17 protein-coding genes are annotated in these 17,476 nt (G+C 63.8%); 11 read left to right on the forward strand and 6 right to left on the reverse strand.

Annotated features, from left to right (window positions below; translation table 11 throughout):
* Window positions 1-176: 176 nt before the first annotated feature.
* Window positions 177-719, forward strand: a complete 543-nt coding sequence (locus H535_RS0107610) for a hypothetical protein (RefSeq protein ID WP_245580214.1) — start codon at window positions 177-179, stop codon at window positions 717-719.
* A 21-nt stretch (window positions 720-740) separates the two neighbouring features.
* Here the strand turns inward: H535_RS0107610 and H535_RS0107615 are convergent, their stop codons facing one another.
* A complete protein-coding gene (locus tag H535_RS0107615) occupies window positions 741-1,106 on the reverse strand; it encodes a cupin domain-containing protein (RefSeq protein WP_026819078.1) in 366 nt (121 codons plus the stop codon).
* 81 nt (window positions 1,107-1,187) lie between these two features.
* Window positions 1,188-1,514 carry a ferredoxin gene (gene fdxA / locus H535_RS0107620; RefSeq protein ID WP_026819079.1) on the reverse strand — a complete coding sequence of 109 codons (327 nt, stop codon included), beginning with the start codon at window positions 1,512-1,514 and terminating at the stop codon, window positions 1,188-1,190.
* A 187-nt stretch (window positions 1,515-1,701) separates the two neighbouring features.
* On the opposite strand from fdxA, the gene H535_RS29335 reads away from it, so the two are divergent.
* Window positions 1,702-1,995 (forward strand): DUF3040 domain-containing protein, encoded by a 294-nt coding sequence (locus H535_RS29335; protein ID WP_162144866.1) that lies wholly within the window; start codon window positions 1,702-1,704, stop codon window positions 1,993-1,995.
* 27 nt (window positions 1,996-2,022) lie between these two features.
* Here the strand turns inward: H535_RS29335 and moaA are convergent, their stop codons facing one another.
* On the reverse strand, window positions 2,023-3,135 hold the full coding sequence (gene moaA / locus H535_RS0107635; RefSeq protein WP_051298779.1) for a GTP 3',8-cyclase MoaA: 1,113 nt from the start codon (window positions 3,133-3,135) through the stop codon (window positions 2,023-2,025).
* A gap of 184 nt (window positions 3,136-3,319) precedes the next feature.
* On the opposite strand from moaA, the gene H535_RS0107640 reads away from it, so the two are divergent.
* The 5 genes from H535_RS0107640 to H535_RS0107660 all read left to right on the forward strand — a co-directional run bounded on the left by H535_RS0107640 (window position 3,320) and on the right by H535_RS0107660 (window position 11,028).
* Window positions 3,320-7,081: a nitrate reductase subunit alpha gene (locus H535_RS0107640; protein WP_026819081.1), complete on the forward strand. Its 3,762-nt coding sequence runs from the start codon at window positions 3,320-3,322 to the stop codon at window positions 7,079-7,081.
* Entirely contained in the window at window positions 7,081-8,856 is a 1,776-nt protein-coding gene (narH, locus tag H535_RS24140; protein ID WP_081416516.1) for a nitrate reductase subunit beta, read from the forward strand. Before H535_RS0107640 ends, narH begins: the two co-directional genes overlap by 1 nt.
* 88 nt (window positions 8,857-8,944) lie before the next feature.
* Entirely contained in the window at window positions 8,945-9,667 is a 723-nt protein-coding gene (gene narJ / locus H535_RS0107650; RefSeq protein ID WP_051298818.1) for a nitrate reductase molybdenum cofactor assembly chaperone, read from the forward strand.
* 3 nt (window positions 9,668-9,670) lie between these two features.
* Window positions 9,671-10,423, forward strand: a complete 753-nt coding sequence (gene narI, locus H535_RS0107655) for a respiratory nitrate reductase subunit gamma (RefSeq protein WP_026819083.1) — start codon at window positions 9,671-9,673, stop codon at window positions 10,421-10,423.
* Window positions 10,424-10,539: 116 nt separating this feature from the next.
* Window positions 10,540-11,028: an acyl-CoA thioesterase gene (locus H535_RS0107660; protein WP_051298781.1), complete on the forward strand. Its 489-nt coding sequence runs from the start codon at window positions 10,540-10,542 to the stop codon at window positions 11,026-11,028.
* A 29-nt stretch (window positions 11,029-11,057) separates the two neighbouring features.
* On the opposite strand, the gene H535_RS0107665 is transcribed toward H535_RS0107660, so the two are convergent.
* From H535_RS0107665 to H535_RS0107675, 3 genes are all read right to left on the reverse strand, one after another.
* The gene (locus tag H535_RS0107665; protein ID WP_051298783.1) at window positions 11,058-11,501 is read right to left on the reverse strand and encodes a DoxX family protein; all 444 of its coding nucleotides are present in this window, start codon (window positions 11,499-11,501) and stop codon (window positions 11,058-11,060) included.
* A gap of 159 nt (window positions 11,502-11,660) precedes the next feature.
* A complete protein-coding gene (locus H535_RS0107670; RefSeq protein WP_026819086.1) occupies window positions 11,661-13,436 on the reverse strand; it encodes an HNH endonuclease in 1,776 nt (591 codons plus the stop codon).
* Between the two features lie 182 nt (window positions 13,437-13,618).
* The gene (locus H535_RS0107675; protein ID WP_026819087.1) at window positions 13,619-14,362 is read right to left on the reverse strand and encodes an SDR family oxidoreductase; all 744 of its coding nucleotides are present in this window, start codon (window positions 14,360-14,362) and stop codon (window positions 13,619-13,621) included.
* A 189-nt stretch (window positions 14,363-14,551) separates the two neighbouring features.
* Between H535_RS0107675 and H535_RS0107680 the strand changes: the two genes are divergently transcribed.
* The 4 genes from H535_RS0107680 (at window position 14,552) to H535_RS0107695 (ending at window position 17,476) form a co-directional block, all read left to right on the forward strand.
* Window positions 14,552-15,391, forward strand: a complete 840-nt coding sequence (locus tag H535_RS0107680) for a helix-turn-helix transcriptional regulator (RefSeq protein ID WP_026819088.1) — start codon at window positions 14,552-14,554, stop codon at window positions 15,389-15,391.
* Between the two features lie 179 nt (window positions 15,392-15,570).
* Window positions 15,571-15,891: a putative quinol monooxygenase gene (locus tag H535_RS0107685; RefSeq protein ID WP_026819089.1), complete on the forward strand. Its 321-nt coding sequence runs from the start codon at window positions 15,571-15,573 to the stop codon at window positions 15,889-15,891.
* Between the two features lie 55 nt (window positions 15,892-15,946).
* Entirely contained in the window at window positions 15,947-16,921 is a 975-nt protein-coding gene (locus tag H535_RS0107690; protein WP_245580215.1) for a D-isomer specific 2-hydroxyacid dehydrogenase family protein, read from the forward strand.
* 9 nt (window positions 16,922-16,930) lie between these two features.
* A complete protein-coding gene (locus H535_RS0107695; protein ID WP_026819091.1) occupies window positions 16,931-17,476 on the forward strand; it encodes a dihydrofolate reductase family protein in 546 nt (181 codons plus the stop codon).

The following is a 17,476-nucleotide window of genomic DNA, read 5'->3' on the forward strand; positions in this document are numbered from 1 at the left end:
CGCCCCGCCGGGCGGGTGGAAAAGAGTTGCTCTCACCGACGAGCCTAGCCAGAAACGCCAATATTTCAAATGGTGCACCCATCAGTCTCCCATCAGTCTCCGGCGTGCCAGGGATGCGCCACTGGTGGCCGCATTCATCGCGGGAACCATCGTGGAAATGATATAGATTCAGCATCATGGCGATTGTTCCCAGCCCCTCAGGAGGCGTGGAAGCTGAAACACAGCCGGATCGGAGGCGCGCGATGACCAGCAGTCCGAGTCCGGCCCGGACCAGCAGTCCGGGACTCTTCAAAGTCATCGGCGCTGCGTGGATCGTCTCCGGGGGCCTCGTCGCAGCCGTGACCAGTCCCCTGCGACTTGAGCATGGCTCCTGGGCTGCCGCCTATTCAGTCCTGGTCGCCGGCGTCGCGCAATATGCCTTCGGGAGCGCGCAAAGCGCACTCGCTGCAGGCCGGCCACCCACCGGAACCGTCGCAACCGAACTCGCAGCCTGGAATCTCGGCAGCGCGGCGGTGATCGGCGGAACAATGGTCGGCATGCCGCTTATTGTCGACGGCGGCGGGCTGCTGCTCGTCGTCGCGCTCGCCTTGATGATCCGTACCGTGCGAGGGAGGGGCACCGGACCGGTGTGGGCGATATGGACTTACCGGATCCTGCTCGTCGTCGTCCTGGTCAGCATCCCGATCGGTCTCACTCTGGCCCATCTGCGCGCGGGATAAAGCGCCTGCCCTTCCTGCAGGTCAGGACGACAGCTGGTCCTCCGCACGCGGAGGCTCCTGCAGCTTGGCCACCGTCAGCAATACCACTGAATCCTCGACAGCCTCCAGCCCATGCCGCTCCTGCGGGACTATCAGCAGGTCGCCAGGCGAGCCGTTCCACGAATGTCCGCCTGCTGTCAGCGTCACCCTTCCCTGAAGCACATGCAGCGTCGCTTCACCGGGATTCTCGTGCTCGCTCATGGTGGCACCTGCCCGCAAGGCAAACATGGTCTGGCGCATCACCTGCTCATGGCCGCCGAATACCGTGTCGGCACTGCGCCCGCTCGAGTTCCGCAGTGCTGCGTCCATTTGCTGGCGCATAAGAGCTGTTAGTGAAATCTTCTTCACGGGATTTCCCTTTTCGTCGGAACTGTCGCGTTTTGAGTAAACAGTATCAAGCTGGCATATCCAGAAATGGCCGGCAGCGGTTCAGATGAGCGGTGGCTGTGGCGGCAAAGCAGCGACCACCGGGTGATCGGTGTGGGTGTTGCCCAGCTTTGCGGCGCCACCGGGGGAACCAAGTTCGTCAAAAAACTCGACATTCACGTTGTAGTACTCGGCCCATTGTGCGGGTGTGTCATCTTCGTAGTAGATCGCTTCGACAGGGCAAACCGGCTCGCACGCGCCGCAATCAATACATTCATCCGGATGAATGTACAGTGTCCGCTCACCCTCATAAATGCAGTCGACCGGGCATTCCTCGATGCAGGCCTTGTCCTTAACGTCCACGCATGGCTGGGCGATGATGTACGTCATCTCGAGTGCACATCCTCTCTGGCGAGTGCTTTGTCATCGAGGATACCCAGATCGTTTCGGCGGCTGCGCAGCAGAAGGTGATGTTGCTGACTTTCGGTCCAATTGGCATGGCGCAGGTGGGATAATGGAGTTGGAGGGCACTGTTGTTGCCGCTGGTTGTACGGAAATGATCGGCAGGTCGAGAATAATGGCGTTATCTGAACGTGAGCGTCACGAACTATCCATGCTGGAAGAGCAGCTCAAGTCTGAGGACCCGAGGCTGTCACGGGCCCTCTCAACCGGGAAAGCCCGGGACCCGGCGACGGCTCCCTTCGCCTTTTTGATGGCGCTTGGAGCCATAGTTTTAATCGCCGGCGTAGCGGCCTCGTCAGTCATCTTGAGCCTGGCGGGGATCTTCCTGGCCGCCGCCGGAATCACCTGGAGGATCTCGCGGTGGGTCAAGGAGCACTATGAGACGTACGGGGAAGAACGCCGCCATTGACATAGCGGCAGATCTCCACCGGCAGTATCAACCGCCGATGTAGGACATTTCGATTTTGTCCCGCTTCGGCAGGTCGGCGGTGTTTGCGCTGCGCAGTTCGGAGTACCTGTCGGTCCTCGCCCGCCACAAATGCGCCATCACGGTCTCCAGCTCGGCATCTGAACACCCCCCGCGCATCAAGGCGCGCAGATCGTGGCCGTCGCTGGCGAACAGGCAGGTGAAGAGCTTGCCTTCGGTCGAGATCCGCACCCGCGTGCAGGTGGAGCAGAAGGCCTGGGTGACCGAAGAGATCACTCCAATCTCACCGCCGCCGTCCTTGTACCGCCATCGTGCCGACACCTCGCCCGTGTAGTTGGGGGAGACCTCCTCGAGCGGCATTTCCGCGTCGATCCGGCTGATCACCTCGGCCGAAGGCACAACCTCTTCCATTTTCCAGCCATTGGTGGTGCCGACGTCCATGTATTCGATGAAGCGGACAATGAACGGTGAATCCTTGAAGTACCGTGCCACGTCCACGATGTCCTGGTCGTTCTCGCCACGCTTGACGACGGTGTTGATCTTGATCGGTCCGAGGCCGACGTCGTCAGCCACATCGATGGCGTCGAGCACCCGGGAGACGGGGAAATCGACGTCGTTCATCGCCTTGAAGCGCTCGTCATCAAGCGAGTCGAGTGAGACAGTCACCCGCTGCAGACCGGCGTCCTTGAGCGACTGCGCCTTCCGGGCCAGCACCGAACCATTGGTCGTCAATGCAATGTCGAGGTCCTTGCCCTCGGCGGTCTTAACACCTGCGATCATCTCGATCAGCTGCTCGATGTCCTTGCGCAGCAACGGCTCCCCGCCGGTCAGCCGGATCTTTTCCACGCCGTGGGCGGCGGCGATCTTCACCAGCCGGGTGATCTCTTCGAAACTGAGCAGGTCGTCCTTGGGCAAAAAGACGTAGTCCCTCCCGAAGATCTCCTTGGGCATGCAATAGACGCAGCGAAAATTGCAGCGGTCCGTCACCGAGATCCGCAGATCGCGCAGCGGACGGTTGAACGTGTCTCTGACATTTCCCTGAGGGCTCTCCAGGGGCGAGGGCACATCCGACACGTCGCGGAAGTACCGGGGGCCTGGGGTGGGGAGATCTATGGTGCTCACCCTTCCAATGTAGGCACTCAAACCAAAAATGTCGCGGGGTGAGCCTCGCGGCTTGCCGGCATCTTGGGATGTGGGCGGGAAAAGCGAGCAATAGTTGCGACGAATACCGCATAGTTTTGTTGACTAATTCAGAATTCCCTCTTTATCTCTGGCCCTTAATATCGACCTGGCCTATGTTGGGCTTATGGTGGCCCCACGCTCCGCTGGGCTTGATGGTCCAGCCTCAGATGCCATGTTGAAGATCGGCAAGTTCTTCAGCCGATGGGACGAGTCCGACGACGGCCGTGCGGTGTTCCGCGAAGGCGGCCGGTCCGGGGACATCTTCTACCGCGACCGATGGAGCCACGACAAGGTGGTCCGCTCCACGCACGGAGGGAACTGCACCGGGTCCTGCTCGTGGAAGGTGTACGTCAAGGACGGCATCATCACCTGGGAATCCCAGCAAACGGACTACCCCTCGGTCGGGCCCAACAGCCCGGAGTACGAACCCCGCGGCTGCCCCCGCGGCGCCGCCTTCTCCTGGTACACCTATTCCCCCACCCGGGTGCGTTATCCCTACGGCCGCGGAGTGCTGATGGAAATGTACCGGGAGGCGAAGGCCCGGCTGAAAGACCCCGTGCTGGCCTGGGAAGACATTGTCTCCGATCCGCAACGACGACGGCGGTATCAGCAGGCACGCGGCAAGGGCGGGCTGGTGCGCATCTCCTGGCAGGAATCCGTCGAGATCGCCGCCGCGGCCCATGTACACACCATCAAGAAGCACGGCCCGGACCGGATCGCTGGTTTCTCGCCGATCCCGGCGATGTCGATTGTCTCCCACGCGGTGGGCAACCGCTTCATCCAGCTGCTCGGCGGCGTGATGACATCCTTCTACGACTGGTACGCCGACCTGCCCGTGGCCAGCCCGCAGGTATTCGGGGACCAGACGGACGTGCCCGAGTCCGGCGACTGGTGGGACTCCACCTTCCTGATGATGTGGGGGTCGAACGTGCCAATCACCCGCACCCCGGACGCCCACTGGATGACCGAGGTCCGGTATAAGGGGACCAAGGTGGTCGCGGTCAGTCCGGACTATGCGGACAATACGAAGTTCGCCGACGAATGGCTTCCGGCCCAGGCCGGGACAGATGCCGCGCTGGCGATGGGCATGGGTCACGTAATGCTCAAGGAATACTTCGTGGACCGGCGCGTTCCCTTCTTCCACGACTATGTCCGCAAATACACTGACCTGCCCTTCCTGATCCGGTTGGAACGGCGCGACGACGGCACATTGGTGCCGGCGAAATTCCTCACCGCGGCGGACTTGGAAACAGAGAACGACGGCACGGGACCAGGGCACGACAGCGAAGACGCCGCCTTCAAGACGGTGCTTTTCGACCGGAAGACCGGCCGCGCCGTCGTCCCCAACGGCTCCATGGGCCACCGATACAACGACAGCGGCGTCGGCAAATGGAACCTCGACCTCGGCGACGTGGATCCGGCACTGTCCATCATGGATACTGTCCCCGCCGGCTCCGACTCCGGCACAGACTCCATCGACACGGCCGAGATTCTGCTGCCGGGATTCGACGACCCGGTGGGCAAGGGATCCGTGCAGCGCCGCGGCGTCCCCGTCCGTGCCGTCGGCGGCCACCTGGTGACCACCGTCTTCGACGTTATGCTGGCCCAGTACGGCGTCGGCCGACCCGGACTGCCGGGGGACTGGGCCAACGGGTACGACGACGTCGACACCCTCTACACCCCGGCCTGGCAGGAGGAAATCACCAGCGTACCGGCCGAAGCCTGCATCCGGACAGCCCGGCAGTTCGCCACCAACGCCGAACAGTCCGAGGGCCGCTCGATGATCATCATGGGCGCGGGCATCTGCCAGTGGTTCCACGGCGACGCCACCTACCGGGCGGTGCTGTCCCTGCTGATGCTCACCGGATGCATGGGGCGCAACGGCGGCGGCTGGGCGCACTATGTCGGACAGGAGAAATGCCGCCCCCTCACCGGATGGATCTCGCTGGCGAACGCCATGGACTGGAGCCGCCCGCCGCGGACCATGATCGGCACCGGCTATTGGTACATGCACACCGACCAATGGCGGCAGGACGGATACTCCGCCGACGCACTGAAGTCGCCGCTGTCCTCCGGCGCCCTCGATGGCATGCACACCGCCGACACCATGGCCCAGTCCACTCGGCTGGGCTGGATGCCGTTCTACCCGCAATTCAACAAGAACCCGCTCGACGTCGCCGACGAGGCAACTGCCGCCGTCGAGCGCGGGGAGGCGACCGACCCGTCGTCGTACATTGCCGCCCAGCTGAAGGACCGGCAGCTCAACTTCTCGATTGAAGACGTCGACGCACCGGAGAACTGGCCCCGCACCCTGATGCTGTGGCGCTCCAATCTCTTCGGCTCATCGGCCAAGGGCAACGAGTATTTCCTGCGGAACCTGCTCGGCACTCACCACAACGTGATGGGCGCCGACCACACCGAGGGGATGATGCCCAGCGACGTGAAATGGCACGAGGAAGCCCCCGAGGGGAAACTCGACCTGCTGGTCACGGCGGACTTCCGGATGACCTCGAGCACCCTGCTGTCCGACATCGTCTTCCCCGCTGCGACCTGGTACGAGAAGCACGACTTGTCCTCCACAGACATGCACCCGTTCGTGCATGCGTTCACCCCCGCCATCGACCCGCCCTGGAAATCCAAATCCGACTTCGAAACCTTCCACCTGCTGGCCCGGGAAGTCTCCCGGCAGGCGGCCACCCACCTCGGCGTGCGCAAGGACCTGGTCGGCGTCCCGCTGCAGCACGACACCAAAGGCCAGACCGCCCAGCCCGGCGGCGTCGTCCGCGACTGGCGCCGCGAGGACATCCCCGCCGTACCCGGGCAGAACATGCCGGTCTTCTCCGTCGTCGAGCGCGACTACACTGCCATCGCGGACAAACTGGCCACCGTCGGCCCGCTGGCGGACCAACTCGGATTCACCGTCAAGAACGTCACCTACAAGCTGGGCCGGGAAGTCGAACGCCTCAGCCATGCCAACGGCGTGATGCTCGGCGGCGCAGGCGACGGCCGGCCCGCCATCGACACCGATTCCAAGCTGGCCGAAGCCGTCCTCAGCTTCTCCGGAACCACCAACGGTGAACTCGCCGTTCAGGGCTTCCGGGAGCTGGAAGAGCGCACCGGCGTCAAGCTCGCCGACCTGGCCGAAGGCTCCGAGGAAAAACGCATCACCTTCGAGCAGACCCAGGCCGGGCCGGTTCCAGTGATCACCTCCCCGGAATGGTCAGGCTCGGAGACTGGCGGACGGCGGTACGCACCCTTCACCGTGAACGTGGAACGGCTCAAGCCCTGGCATACGCTCACCGGGCGGATGCACTTCTTCCTCGATCACGACTGGATGCGCGACGTCGGCGAGTCCCTGCCCATCTACCGCCCGCCGCTGGACATGAACGCGCTCTTCGGCGAACCCAAACTGGGGCCCGACGGCGCCAAGGAAATCACCGTCCGCTACCTGACCCCGCACTCCAAGTGGTCGATCCACTCGGAATACCAGGACAACCTGCTGATGCTCTCGCTCTCCCGCGGCGGACCGACCGTGTGGATCAGTCCCGGCGACGCGGGCGCCATCGGGGTCGCGGATAACGACTGGGTCGAGTCGGTCAACACCAACGGGGTGCAGGTGCTGCGGGCCATCGTCAGCCACCGCATGCCCGACGGCGTCGTCTTCGTCTACCACGCCCAGGAACGCACCATCAATGTGCCCAAGTCCGAAGCCACCGGCCGCCGCGGCGGTATCCACAACTCCAACACGCGGCTGCTGGTCAAGCCCACCCACATGATCGGCGGCTACGGCCAGCTGGCGTACGCCTTTAACTACTTCGGCCCCACCGGAAACCAGCGGGACATGGTCACCAGGATCCGCCGCCGCTCCCAGGAGGTTAAGTACTGATGCGTGTCATGGCCCAAATGGGCATGGTGATGAATCTGGACAAATGCATTGGATGCCACACCTGTTCAGTGACCTGCAAGCAGGCCTGGACCAACCGCGCCGGCACCGAATACGTCTGGTTCAACAACGTCGAAACCCGGCCCGGGCAAGGCTATCCCCGCCGCTACGAGGACCAGGAGAAATGGAAGGGCGGCTGGGAACTGAACAAACGCGGCCGCCTCAAGCTCAAGGCCGGCGGCCGGGCAAAGAAAATGCTCGGCCTCTTCGCCAGCCCCGTCCAGCCGGAACTGGCCGACTACTACGAACCCTGGACCTACGACTACCGCACCCTCGTCGAGGCGCCGCTGGGGGATGACTTTCCGGTGGCCAAGCCCAAGTCGCTGATCACCGGCGAAGACACCGAAATCACCTGGTCCGCGAACTGGGACGACGACCTCGGCGGCGCCACCGAAATGGGGCACCTCGACCCCATGGTGGAGAAAGTCCGCAAGGAATCCGAGGACAAGATCAAGTTCGAGTTCGAGCAGACCTTCATGTTCTACCTGCCCAGGATCTGCGAACACTGCCTCAACCCGTCCTGCGTCGCGTCCTGCCCGTCCGGGGCGATCTACAAGCGGGTCGAAGACGGCATCGTGCTGGTCGACCAGGACCAGTGCCGCGGCTGGCGCCAATGCATCACCGGCTGCCCGTACAAGAAAATGTACTTCAATCACAAAACCGGCAAAGCCGAGAAATGCACCTTCTGCTATCCGCGCGTCGAAGTCGGCATGCCCACCATCTGCTCCGAAACCTGCGTCGGCCGGCTGCGCTATCTCGGCCTGTTCTTGTACGACGCCGACAAGGTCACCGAAGCAGCCTCGGTCCAGGACGAGCAGGACCTGTACGAGTCGCAGCTGGACGTCATCCTCGACCCCAACGATCCCGAAGTCATCGCCGCAGCCCGCGACCAGGAGATTCCCGACGACTGGATCGACGCCGCCCGGCGCTCGCCGGTTTACGCGCTGGCCAAGGTCTACAAAATCGCGCTGCCCCTGCACCCCGAATACCGCACCATGCCCATGGTCTGGTACGTCCCGCCGCTCTCACCCGTCGTCGACCTGCTGCGGGACCAGGGCCACGACGCCGAAGACCACGGCAACCTCTTCGGCGCCATTGACGAACTGCGCATCCCCGTCGAATACCTCGCCGAGCTCTTCACTGCCGGCGACCAGGACAAGGTTGCACACGTGCTCAAAACCCTCGCCGCCATGCGCTCCTACATGCGCGGCATCTCGCTGGGACAGGACCCGGATGATTCCATCCCCGAATCCGTGGGCATGGACGGTGAAACCATGTACGAAATGTACCGGCTGATGGCCATCGCCAAGTACGACGAACGCTACGTCATCCCCAAGGCCCACGTGGAGCAAGCCCACGACCTGGAGGAAATGGGCTGCTCCCTCGACTTCGAAGGCGGCCCCGGGATGCAGGACTCGCCCTTCGGCGAAGCCAGCGGATCACCCACACCCGTCGCCGTCGACACTTTCAACTCACTCAAGCAACGCCAGACCTCCGACGAACCCGCCGGCCGGGACTTGCGCGGCAGAGTCAACCTGCTCAACTGGGACGGCAACGGCGTACCGGCCGGGCTGTTCCCGGAAGAACACCGCGATGAACCTCAGGCGGCAACGGATTCGCCCGCCCACGGCGGAGGCGAAACCGGAACCCGTCCCGACGCCGGCGGACCCAGTGCCAGCGCCTCCGGAGCCAGCGGCGACCCGGCGGACAACCGATGAAGCAACCCGCAAGAGACCAAATGAGACCGTCGGACGGACAACCGACCAGCCGGCGGCCGGCAACTACGCGCACCGCAGTGGAGACGCCATGAAATTGCCCAAGCTCAAACGCGCAGCACAACCCGCCGCCGTCGAAGCTGCCAACAGCCGCGACCAGGTGGTCTACCAAGCAGCCGCCTGGTGCCTGTCCTACCCCGACGAGAACCTGCGGAACAGCATCCCGCTGATCCGCGATGCCCTCGCCGAACAAGACTGCTCCCACAAAGCCCGAGGCGCCGGCTCCGCCAACGACGAACCAACAGCCCGGCTCTTCGAACCCGTACTGCAAAACCTGGAGGACTCCGACCTCGGCGACGTCCAGTCCAGCTACGTGCAGGAATTCGACCTCAGCCGCCGCCACGCCCTGCACCTGTCCTACTGGACCGACGGCGACACCCGCCGCCGGGGAGAAGTGCTCGCCGAATTCAAGCAGGTCTACCGCCAATACGACGTCCTCGTCGACACCCACGGTGAGCTGCCCGACTACCTGCCCATGGTGCTCGAATTCGCCGCCACCGTCGACCTGGAAGCCGGCCGCGACCTGCTGCTCAAATTCCGGCCCAGCGTGGAACTGCTTCGGCTGGCCCTCACCGACGCCAAACTGCCGCACACCGGCGTCGTGCAAGCCATCTGCTCGACGCTGCCCGGACCATCACCCACCGACCGCAAAGCCGTCATGGACATGGCCCACGCCGGCCCGCCCGAAGAATCCGTCGGCCTCGATCCATACGACCCGCGACTGCTGCCACTGAGCCCTTCGAAAGGTTCGTAACCCATGGATATCCTGCTCTGGGGCGTAGCACCCTACGCCATGTTGGTCGTGTTGGTCGGCGGCCTCATCTGGAGGTACCGGTACGACCAATTCGGCTGGACCACACGCTCCTCGCAACTGTATGAATCCAAACTGCTGCGCATCGGCTCCCCGGTATTCCACTTCGGCATCCTCGCCGTCATCGCAGGGCACTTCTTCGGACTGGTAATTCCCCAAAGCTGGACCGAAGCCGTCGGGATGAGCCAGGACTTCTACCACTTCAACGCCCTCTTCGTCGGGTCCATCGCAGGCATCGGAACTCTCGCCGGCATCATCATCCTGATCTACCGGCGGCGAAAAACCGGTCCCGTTTTCATGGCAACCACCAGGAACGACAAACTCATGTACGTCGTGCTCACCGCCGCCATCATCTTCGGCCTGTGGACCACCCTGGCCAGCGTCTTCTTCGGCGGTCACGGACACAACTACCGCGAGACGGTCTCCCCCTGGTTCCGGTCGCTGTTCATCTTCCAGCCCGACATCGCCTCCATGGCAGCGGCCCCCTTCTCATTCCACCTGCACACCCTCATCGGCATGGTGCTTTTCGTCATCTGGCCATTCACCCGGCTGGTGCATGCGTTCACCGCGCCCCTGCACTACTTCTTCCGCCCCTACATCGTCTACCGTTCCCGCGATAAGACGGCCACCTCCAGCTCTCCAACCCGCCGCGGCTGGGCACCCGTCGGCACCGAGGACCGCGACACCCAACACAGATGAGTTGGACTGGGCTGCCCGCTCGCGGCTTGCCCACCAGCCGCGCTGCAGGCCTCCAGCCGCGCTCCCACCGGCCACGCTGCAGGCCCCCGGCAGCTCAAGATGATAAGAAAAGAGGCATGACTGATACCGCCAACCCCGTCGACGCCTGCCAGCACCTGGACTGCGAAGTTGCCACGCGCTGGGGCGACATGGACGCATACGGGCATATCAACAACGTTGAAATCGTTCGGCTCCTCGAGGAAGGACGCATCGCCGCATTCGGCCCGCCAGGCGGCACAGGACGACCCGGACAGGAGCCCCGAATCCCATTCTTTTCCGACCTGCCCGTTGGCACTCAAGCATTGGTCGTGGAACACCGGATCAAGTATCTGGCATCAGTCGAATACCGGAACATGCCACTCAAGGTGCATGTCTGGATCAGTGCGCTGAAGGCCGCCAGCCTCACCATCAACTACCAGATCGTCGACCCCGTCACCGGCACCCACTGCGTGAAGGCCCAAACGGCGATAGCCTTCGTCTCGGCCGACTCCGGTTCGCTCGTACGGATCACGCCAGATCAGAAAAAACTCGTCGCACCCTACGTCGGCGAACCAATCTTTGGATAGTGAGCCGGTGCCAACCAACCGACGATTTCTTAAGCCAGTGCAGATGCCTTGGAACGACGCCGGCCAAAGAATGCCCGATCGATCGAGATCCTGCCCGGACCGGTCAACGCCAGGGCCAACGCGGCAGCACCAATCATCAGCACCAACTCGTATCCGCCATTGGCCGCGTAGAAGCCGGCCGGCAAGTGAACGAGGAACAGCGCGCCCGCCATCACGATCGTCAGTAAAAGTGCCACCGGCCTGGTCAGCAGCCCGATGATCAGTGCAATCCCGCCGAAGAGCTCCAAGTAAGCCACGATCGGCGCGATGATATCCGCCGCCGGAATCCCCATTTGGGCAAATCCCTTGGTGGTGCCCGCGATGGTGTTTTGGCCGATCTTCTGCCAGCCATGCATCGCAGCAACAATGCCGACGACGACGCGCAGCACTGCCAAACCGAGCTGGCCAAGAGTGTTATTCGGGGCGTTCTTCATAGATTCCTTCAGTTGATGGACGTCACGAAACGCAGACGCGCCTCGGCCGCGGAAACAGGGTTTCGGGGCCTGCCTGTTCCTCATCGAACTGTTATCTGCGTAACACAGGATTCGGCCACGCCGAATGGCAGAACTTTCTTGGTGAGGTGTCCGGGGTTTTTAGAAGGGTGGTGGTTCTTCGATTTTGTCCAGGACGTCTTGGGGCACGGGCGCGGAGGTGTAGTCGGGTGCTGTGTCGTAGACGTGGCCGGTGGGCGCGGTCCAGCGCATGATGCCGCCGTCGAGCTGTTTGACTCTCCAGTCGCCTTCGTGCTTCGCCTTGTGGTGGAGGGGGCACAAGTGACAGAGGTTGTCATGGTCGGTGCGTCCGCCGTGTTCGCGGGCTGTGGTGTGGTCGATGTCGCATCCGGCCGGTCGTCGGTTGCATCCTGGAAACCGACATCGGCCGTCTCTGGCGCGGAGGAGACGTTTGAGGTCTTTGGGCGGCTTTTTGTGTTTGCGTCCGTGGGCCAGGACTGATCCTTTCCAGGGATCGGTCAGGACGCGGTACCAGCTGTTGGAGTCGCCGGCGAGTTGGCGGGCGATGTCTGCCGGGATGGGGCCGTAGCCTTCAAGGTCGCCGGGCTGGTCGGTGTGGCCCATCAGCGTCAGGGCGGGGATGGTGATCAGCACTTCGGTGTTGACCTTGCCTGCGTTTGCTGCGTCTGCTGTGTGGCCGCCCAGGGCCAGGTCGGTGAAGACATCGGTCTTGAGCTGGGCCAGCGTGCGGGTCTCGGCCGGGCCTTGCAGGGAGCGGGCGGTTTGTTCCAGTAGAGCTTCGATGGCTGTTGCCTCGGCGGCCGGTAGGTAGGCGTACATCTCGACCATGGCGTCGGGCATGGGGGCGAAGGAGATGGTGCGGTCTTGAGCCGCGCTTTCGTGGCGCTCTTCGGCGCTGACCGGATGGATCTCGTTGGCAACGCGCATGGCCTGCTTCTCAAGTTGGGCGGGGCTGAGGCCGGCGGCGATGTCGAGCAGTTGCCTCTCGTATTGGGCGGGCTCGTCGCCGTGCAACGGTGGCAGGTGGAGCATCATCTTGTTCGCCCGGGCCATGTCGATGGTGCCTTCGCCCAGGGCGGCGTAGGTGTGGGGCATGTAGGAGCAGAGGCAGTGGGCCTTGACCAGTTGGGTGGCCGCACTGCCGTGGGAGATGCTCAGTGCCGCGGCGACTTCGGTGGCCGCGTAGCGGCTCCATGGCTGGTGGTTGCCGGGTTCGCCGGGGTTGGGGCGGTGTTCGGTGAACCGGTGCAGGGCGCCGACGCGCTTGGACTCTGCCCAGGACACCATCCGGGCGGTTGCCTTGAGATATTCGACGGTTTCGCCGTCGTCGAGGGTGGCGGGGTCGATGTCGGCGATTAGTGCCGCCAGATCTCCTCCGGTCGCCCTGGCCCAGTGCGCGGCCCGGTCGCTGACCAGCGCGGCTTCGCTGAGGGGTTCCTCGTCGTGGGTTGGTGCGCCATCGTCCGTGTCGCCGCCGGTCGCCGGGCTACCTGATCCGTCGGATCCGTGACGTCGTTGCGGCGGGCGGGCCGCGGGCATCTTCTTCTTCCGGGCCAGCCGGGCTTTCTTGGTGTGTTCGGCCCGGTAGAACGGCACCAGCCAGGCAAGGTCCCCCAACGCGAGCAGGGCGTCACCATGGAGCATGTAGCGCCGGTAGTGGTAGTAGAGGCCCTCGGCGAAGTATTCCTCACTGGGTGAGGCGGCGTCGAACGGGTTGCGCCACGCCGGTTCCCCCAGCGGGAAGACTTTCCACCCTGAACCGCGACCCGACTCGGGCCACCCGAAAATCCGGCCCGTGGCGGTTTTGGGCCCGAACTGTTCGCGGGCGATGAGGACACGCTCGGTGGCCGGGTGCACTTCCCCGGTGAGTCCGCCGTCGAGCTCCATGACCTTCATGAATCAATTCTACTCGAACTGATATTCTAATACAATAGATGATACCGAAAAGATTAGTACAGCAGTGCCTAAGCGGATGCTAAATATTCGCGGCAGTATGCCCATCCGCCTTACGCGGCAGGCGCCGGAACTCTGGCAAAGCTCCGGCGCCCGTGCGGCGAGTGGTAATCACGCCCGGTCCGTCAGTGGGAGTTCAGGGCGGCAATCGTCTGCCCGTATGTTCCATTCGCCTCCGAGTACCGCAGGGGTTTGACCCGCTCGACCAGAATTTCGGACGCGTCGGGCTGGTCGGCGAGGAGCTTCATGGTCTCGTCGATGAAGTCTTCCAAGGGCAGGAACGCCTCCACCTGCGATTGTCCGCGCATCAGCTCGGTGCGCAGGCCCGGCGGGCAGAGCTCAACAACCTCGACCGATGTGCCGGCGAGCTGGAGCCGGATGGTCTCACTGAACATATGAATGAACGCCTTGGAGGCGTTGTACGTCGGCGTCATCTGCAGCGGGGTGTGCGCCAAGCCGGACGAGACGGTCACGATGGTGGAAGCCGGGCGGCTCTGCAGGTGCTCAACGAAGGCGGAGATCAGCCGCAGGGGTCCGAGCACATTGGTGTCAACGGTGCGTTCGGCGGTCTCAAGGTAGCCGGCCGTAGTCACATCCTCGGCGACCATGATGCCGGCCATCGGGATCAGTACGTTCAAATCCGGGTGATCGGAGAGGACCGAATCGCGGGCATTCAGCACTGAGCCGCCGTCGGTGATGTCGATGGCGACGGTGTCGAGGCCGTGCTCTGCGCTGATTTGTTCGAGCAGCTCGGCGCGGCGGCCGCCGACGACGACGGTGTTGCCTGCATCTTTCCGGCTGAGGGCGAGGGCCAGCCCGATGCCGGAGGTGGCGCCGGGGATGAAGATGGTGTTTCCGGACAGTTCCATGTCACGTTCCTTCCAGTGATTCAGTGATTCAGCGGGTCAGCGGGTCAGCGGACCAGCGATTCAGCCGGCCAGCGGGTCAATCGGTCGCCATCCACATTGCCCCGCCCCGGCCGAGTGCACGAGAGGACCGTTTGTCGTAGGACCGGCAGTCCCTCCCTTCGAGAGTGGATTCGGTGGATGATGGGTGGCATGGACCGCCAGCAACTTGCCGATTTCCTCCGCCACCGACGCGAAAAACTGCGCCCCGACGACGTCGGCCTCCACGCCGGCCCCCGCAGGCGGGTTGCCGGTTTGCGACGCAACGAGGTGGCTGATCTGGTCGGAATGTCCGCGGACTACTACACCCGGCTGGAACAGGCGCGGGGGCCGCAGCCTTCGGAACAGATGTTGTCCGCGATGGCGAGGGCTTTGCGGTTGACGATCGATGAACGCGACCATCTCTACCGGCTCGCCGGCCACTACGCGCCGGATCGCACTCCTCTCGATACTCACGTAGCACCCGCACTGCAACGGGTCCTGGACAGGCTGGACGATACCCCCGCCCTGGTGATCTCCAGCCTCGCGGAGACGCTGGTGCAGAACCGCCTGGCAACGGCCATCTTCGGCGATCCCTCCGGCTCCACCGGGTGGGCCCGGTCGGGCATCTACCGCTGGTTCACCGACCCGCAGTCCCGTGGCGTATATCCGACTGCGGATCATCCACGGCAGGGCCGGGCGCACGTTGCGAGTCTTCGCGTTGCCTATGGCCAGGGTGGTGCCGGCTCACGGGCGGACCGGCTTGTCCGTGTGCTGCTCAAGGAAAGTGCTGAGTTCGCGGAAGTGTGGGAGCAGCATGAGGCGGCGGCCCGGTTCGAGGACCACAAGACGCTGATGCATCCTGAGGTTGGCGCCATCGAAGTCGACTGCCAGGCGCTGCTGACGGAGGATCAGTCCCAGGCGCTGTTGGTCCTGACTGCCGCCCCTCGCACGGAAGCTGCCGAGAAGCTGGCGCTGCTCAGCGTCCTCGGCCACGAGCAATTCACTTCCTGAGAACTCGCCTCCGCAGAACCACCCTCCTGAGAACCAGCCTCCGCAGAACCACCCTTCTGAAAGCCCCCGGACCGCGATTGCCGCCTCATGGCATACCGCAGGTAACATACACGTCGCCGGGCTACAGTGGGAGGTGGCCGTTGCGTCCCGCGGCCGGTCGGGTGAAAGGTAGCAACAGAATGATCTTTATCGTGGTGAAATTCAACGTGAAGCCGGACTGGAGCGACAGTTGGCTCGACCTGACCTGCAGCTTCACGGAGACGACGCGGCAGGAACCGGGGAATTTGTGGTTCGACTGGTCGCGGAATGTGGAGAATCCGAACGAGTTCGTCCTGGTCGAAGCATTCGAGGATGATGCCGCGGAGGCCCATGTGAACAGCGACCATTTCCAGCAGGCGATGAAGGATATGCCTCAGGCGCTGGTCGAAACGCCCCACATCATCAGCGAGCAGATTGAGGCCGATGGCTGGGGCCGGATGGGCGAGCTGACGGTCGACTGACTGGCTGACTGGAGAGAGGGCCGGATGGGCGAGCTGACTTGACGACTGGAGAATGATGACGAGTACGACGACGGCGGCGCCACAGCGTGCGGATGCCCCGCAGATTGCCGTGCTGCCCCGGCCTGGCGATGACGGCGATGCCCCTCCGGACTATTTTATCGAGTCAGTGCACGACGGCGGTGGCCTCACGGGAGCGGTATCGGACGAAACGGGCGGGCTGGTGATTGCCGGGCGTGTCGACGTGGACGATCTGTCCCGGCTGTTGACTGGCCGCCCCGGCATTGGTTGGATCCAGCTGCCCTCGGCCGGCATCGAGCGCTATGCCGACGTTATCGCCGCCCATCGGGACCGCACGTGGACGAGCGCGAAGGGTGCGTACGCGCCTCCGGTGGCCGAGCACATTCTGGCGCTGACCCTGGCATCGTTGCGGCGTCTTCCACAGCTGGCCGCCACGAAAACCTGGGGTCCGGAGGTTGGGTCTCCGCTCTACGGCTCCAAGGTCGTGATCGTCGGTGCTGGCGGGATTGGTGTTGAGGCTGTCCGGCTGTTTCGTGCCTTCAACACGGATATCACGGTGGTGCGACGGCGGCAGGAACCGGTTGCCTCCGCCGACCGGACGGTGACCACGGCTGAGCTGGACACAGTCCTGCCGGATGCCGACGTCGTCGTGATTGCCGCTGCCCTGACCGAAGGTACGGAGGGTCTGATGGGCGCGGAGCAGTTGGCCCTGTTGAAGCCGTCGAGCGTGCTGGTCAATATCGCCCGCGGCAAGCTCGTGGACACGGAGGCGTTGCTGGCCGCGCTGCGCGGCGAGCGGCTGGCCGGTGCGGCGCTGGATGTGACGGAGCCCGAGCCGCTGCCGGACGGACACCCGTTATGGGACGAGCCGCGGTGTCTGATCACGCCGCATACTGCCGACACTGAAGCCATGGTCCGGCCGCTGATTTCGGCGAGGATCCGGGAGAACGTCCGGCGCTGGGCGGCCGGTGAGGAGCTCGAAGGTCTGGTCGATGTGGAGGCCGGTTACTAGGCTGAGCCAATGAGCACAGTGCTGTATTCGGTCACGATGTCGTTGGATGGTTTCATCGCGGGCCCCAATAACGACATGTCGTGGCTGACTGAGTATTTGGGGCCCAATCCGACGATCGATGGGTTGATCGACGACGTCGGCTCGCTCTTGGTTGGTCATCGCACCTTTGGAGGCAATGACCCGTATGAAGGTGTTGACGGCAGCGAGGGCGAGGCTTTCGGCGGTGGTTGGAGCGGCCCGCAGTTCGTCCTGACACACCATCCGCCTGAGAAACCGGTTCCGAGCGTCACCTTCGTGGGGGATTTCGACGACGGCATCGCCCGTGCGAAGGCGGCCGCGGGGGACAAGTACGTCAATGTCCTCGGTGCGACGGTGGCCCGCGAGTGCCTCGAGGCGGGTGAACTCGACGAGGTCCTGGTGTGCATTGCGCCGGTGATGCTCGGAGACGGCACCCGGCTGTTCGACCATCCCGGCGGAGCGCATGTGAAGCTGGAGCGGATCAGCGTGGCAGAGGCCGAACTGGCCACGAACCTGTGGTTCCGCGTCGTGCGGTAG

Source organism: Arthrobacter castelli DSM 16402 (assembly GCF_000430705.1).
Classification (GTDB): domain Bacteria; phylum Actinomycetota; class Actinomycetes; order Actinomycetales; family Micrococcaceae; genus Arthrobacter_C; species Arthrobacter_C castelli.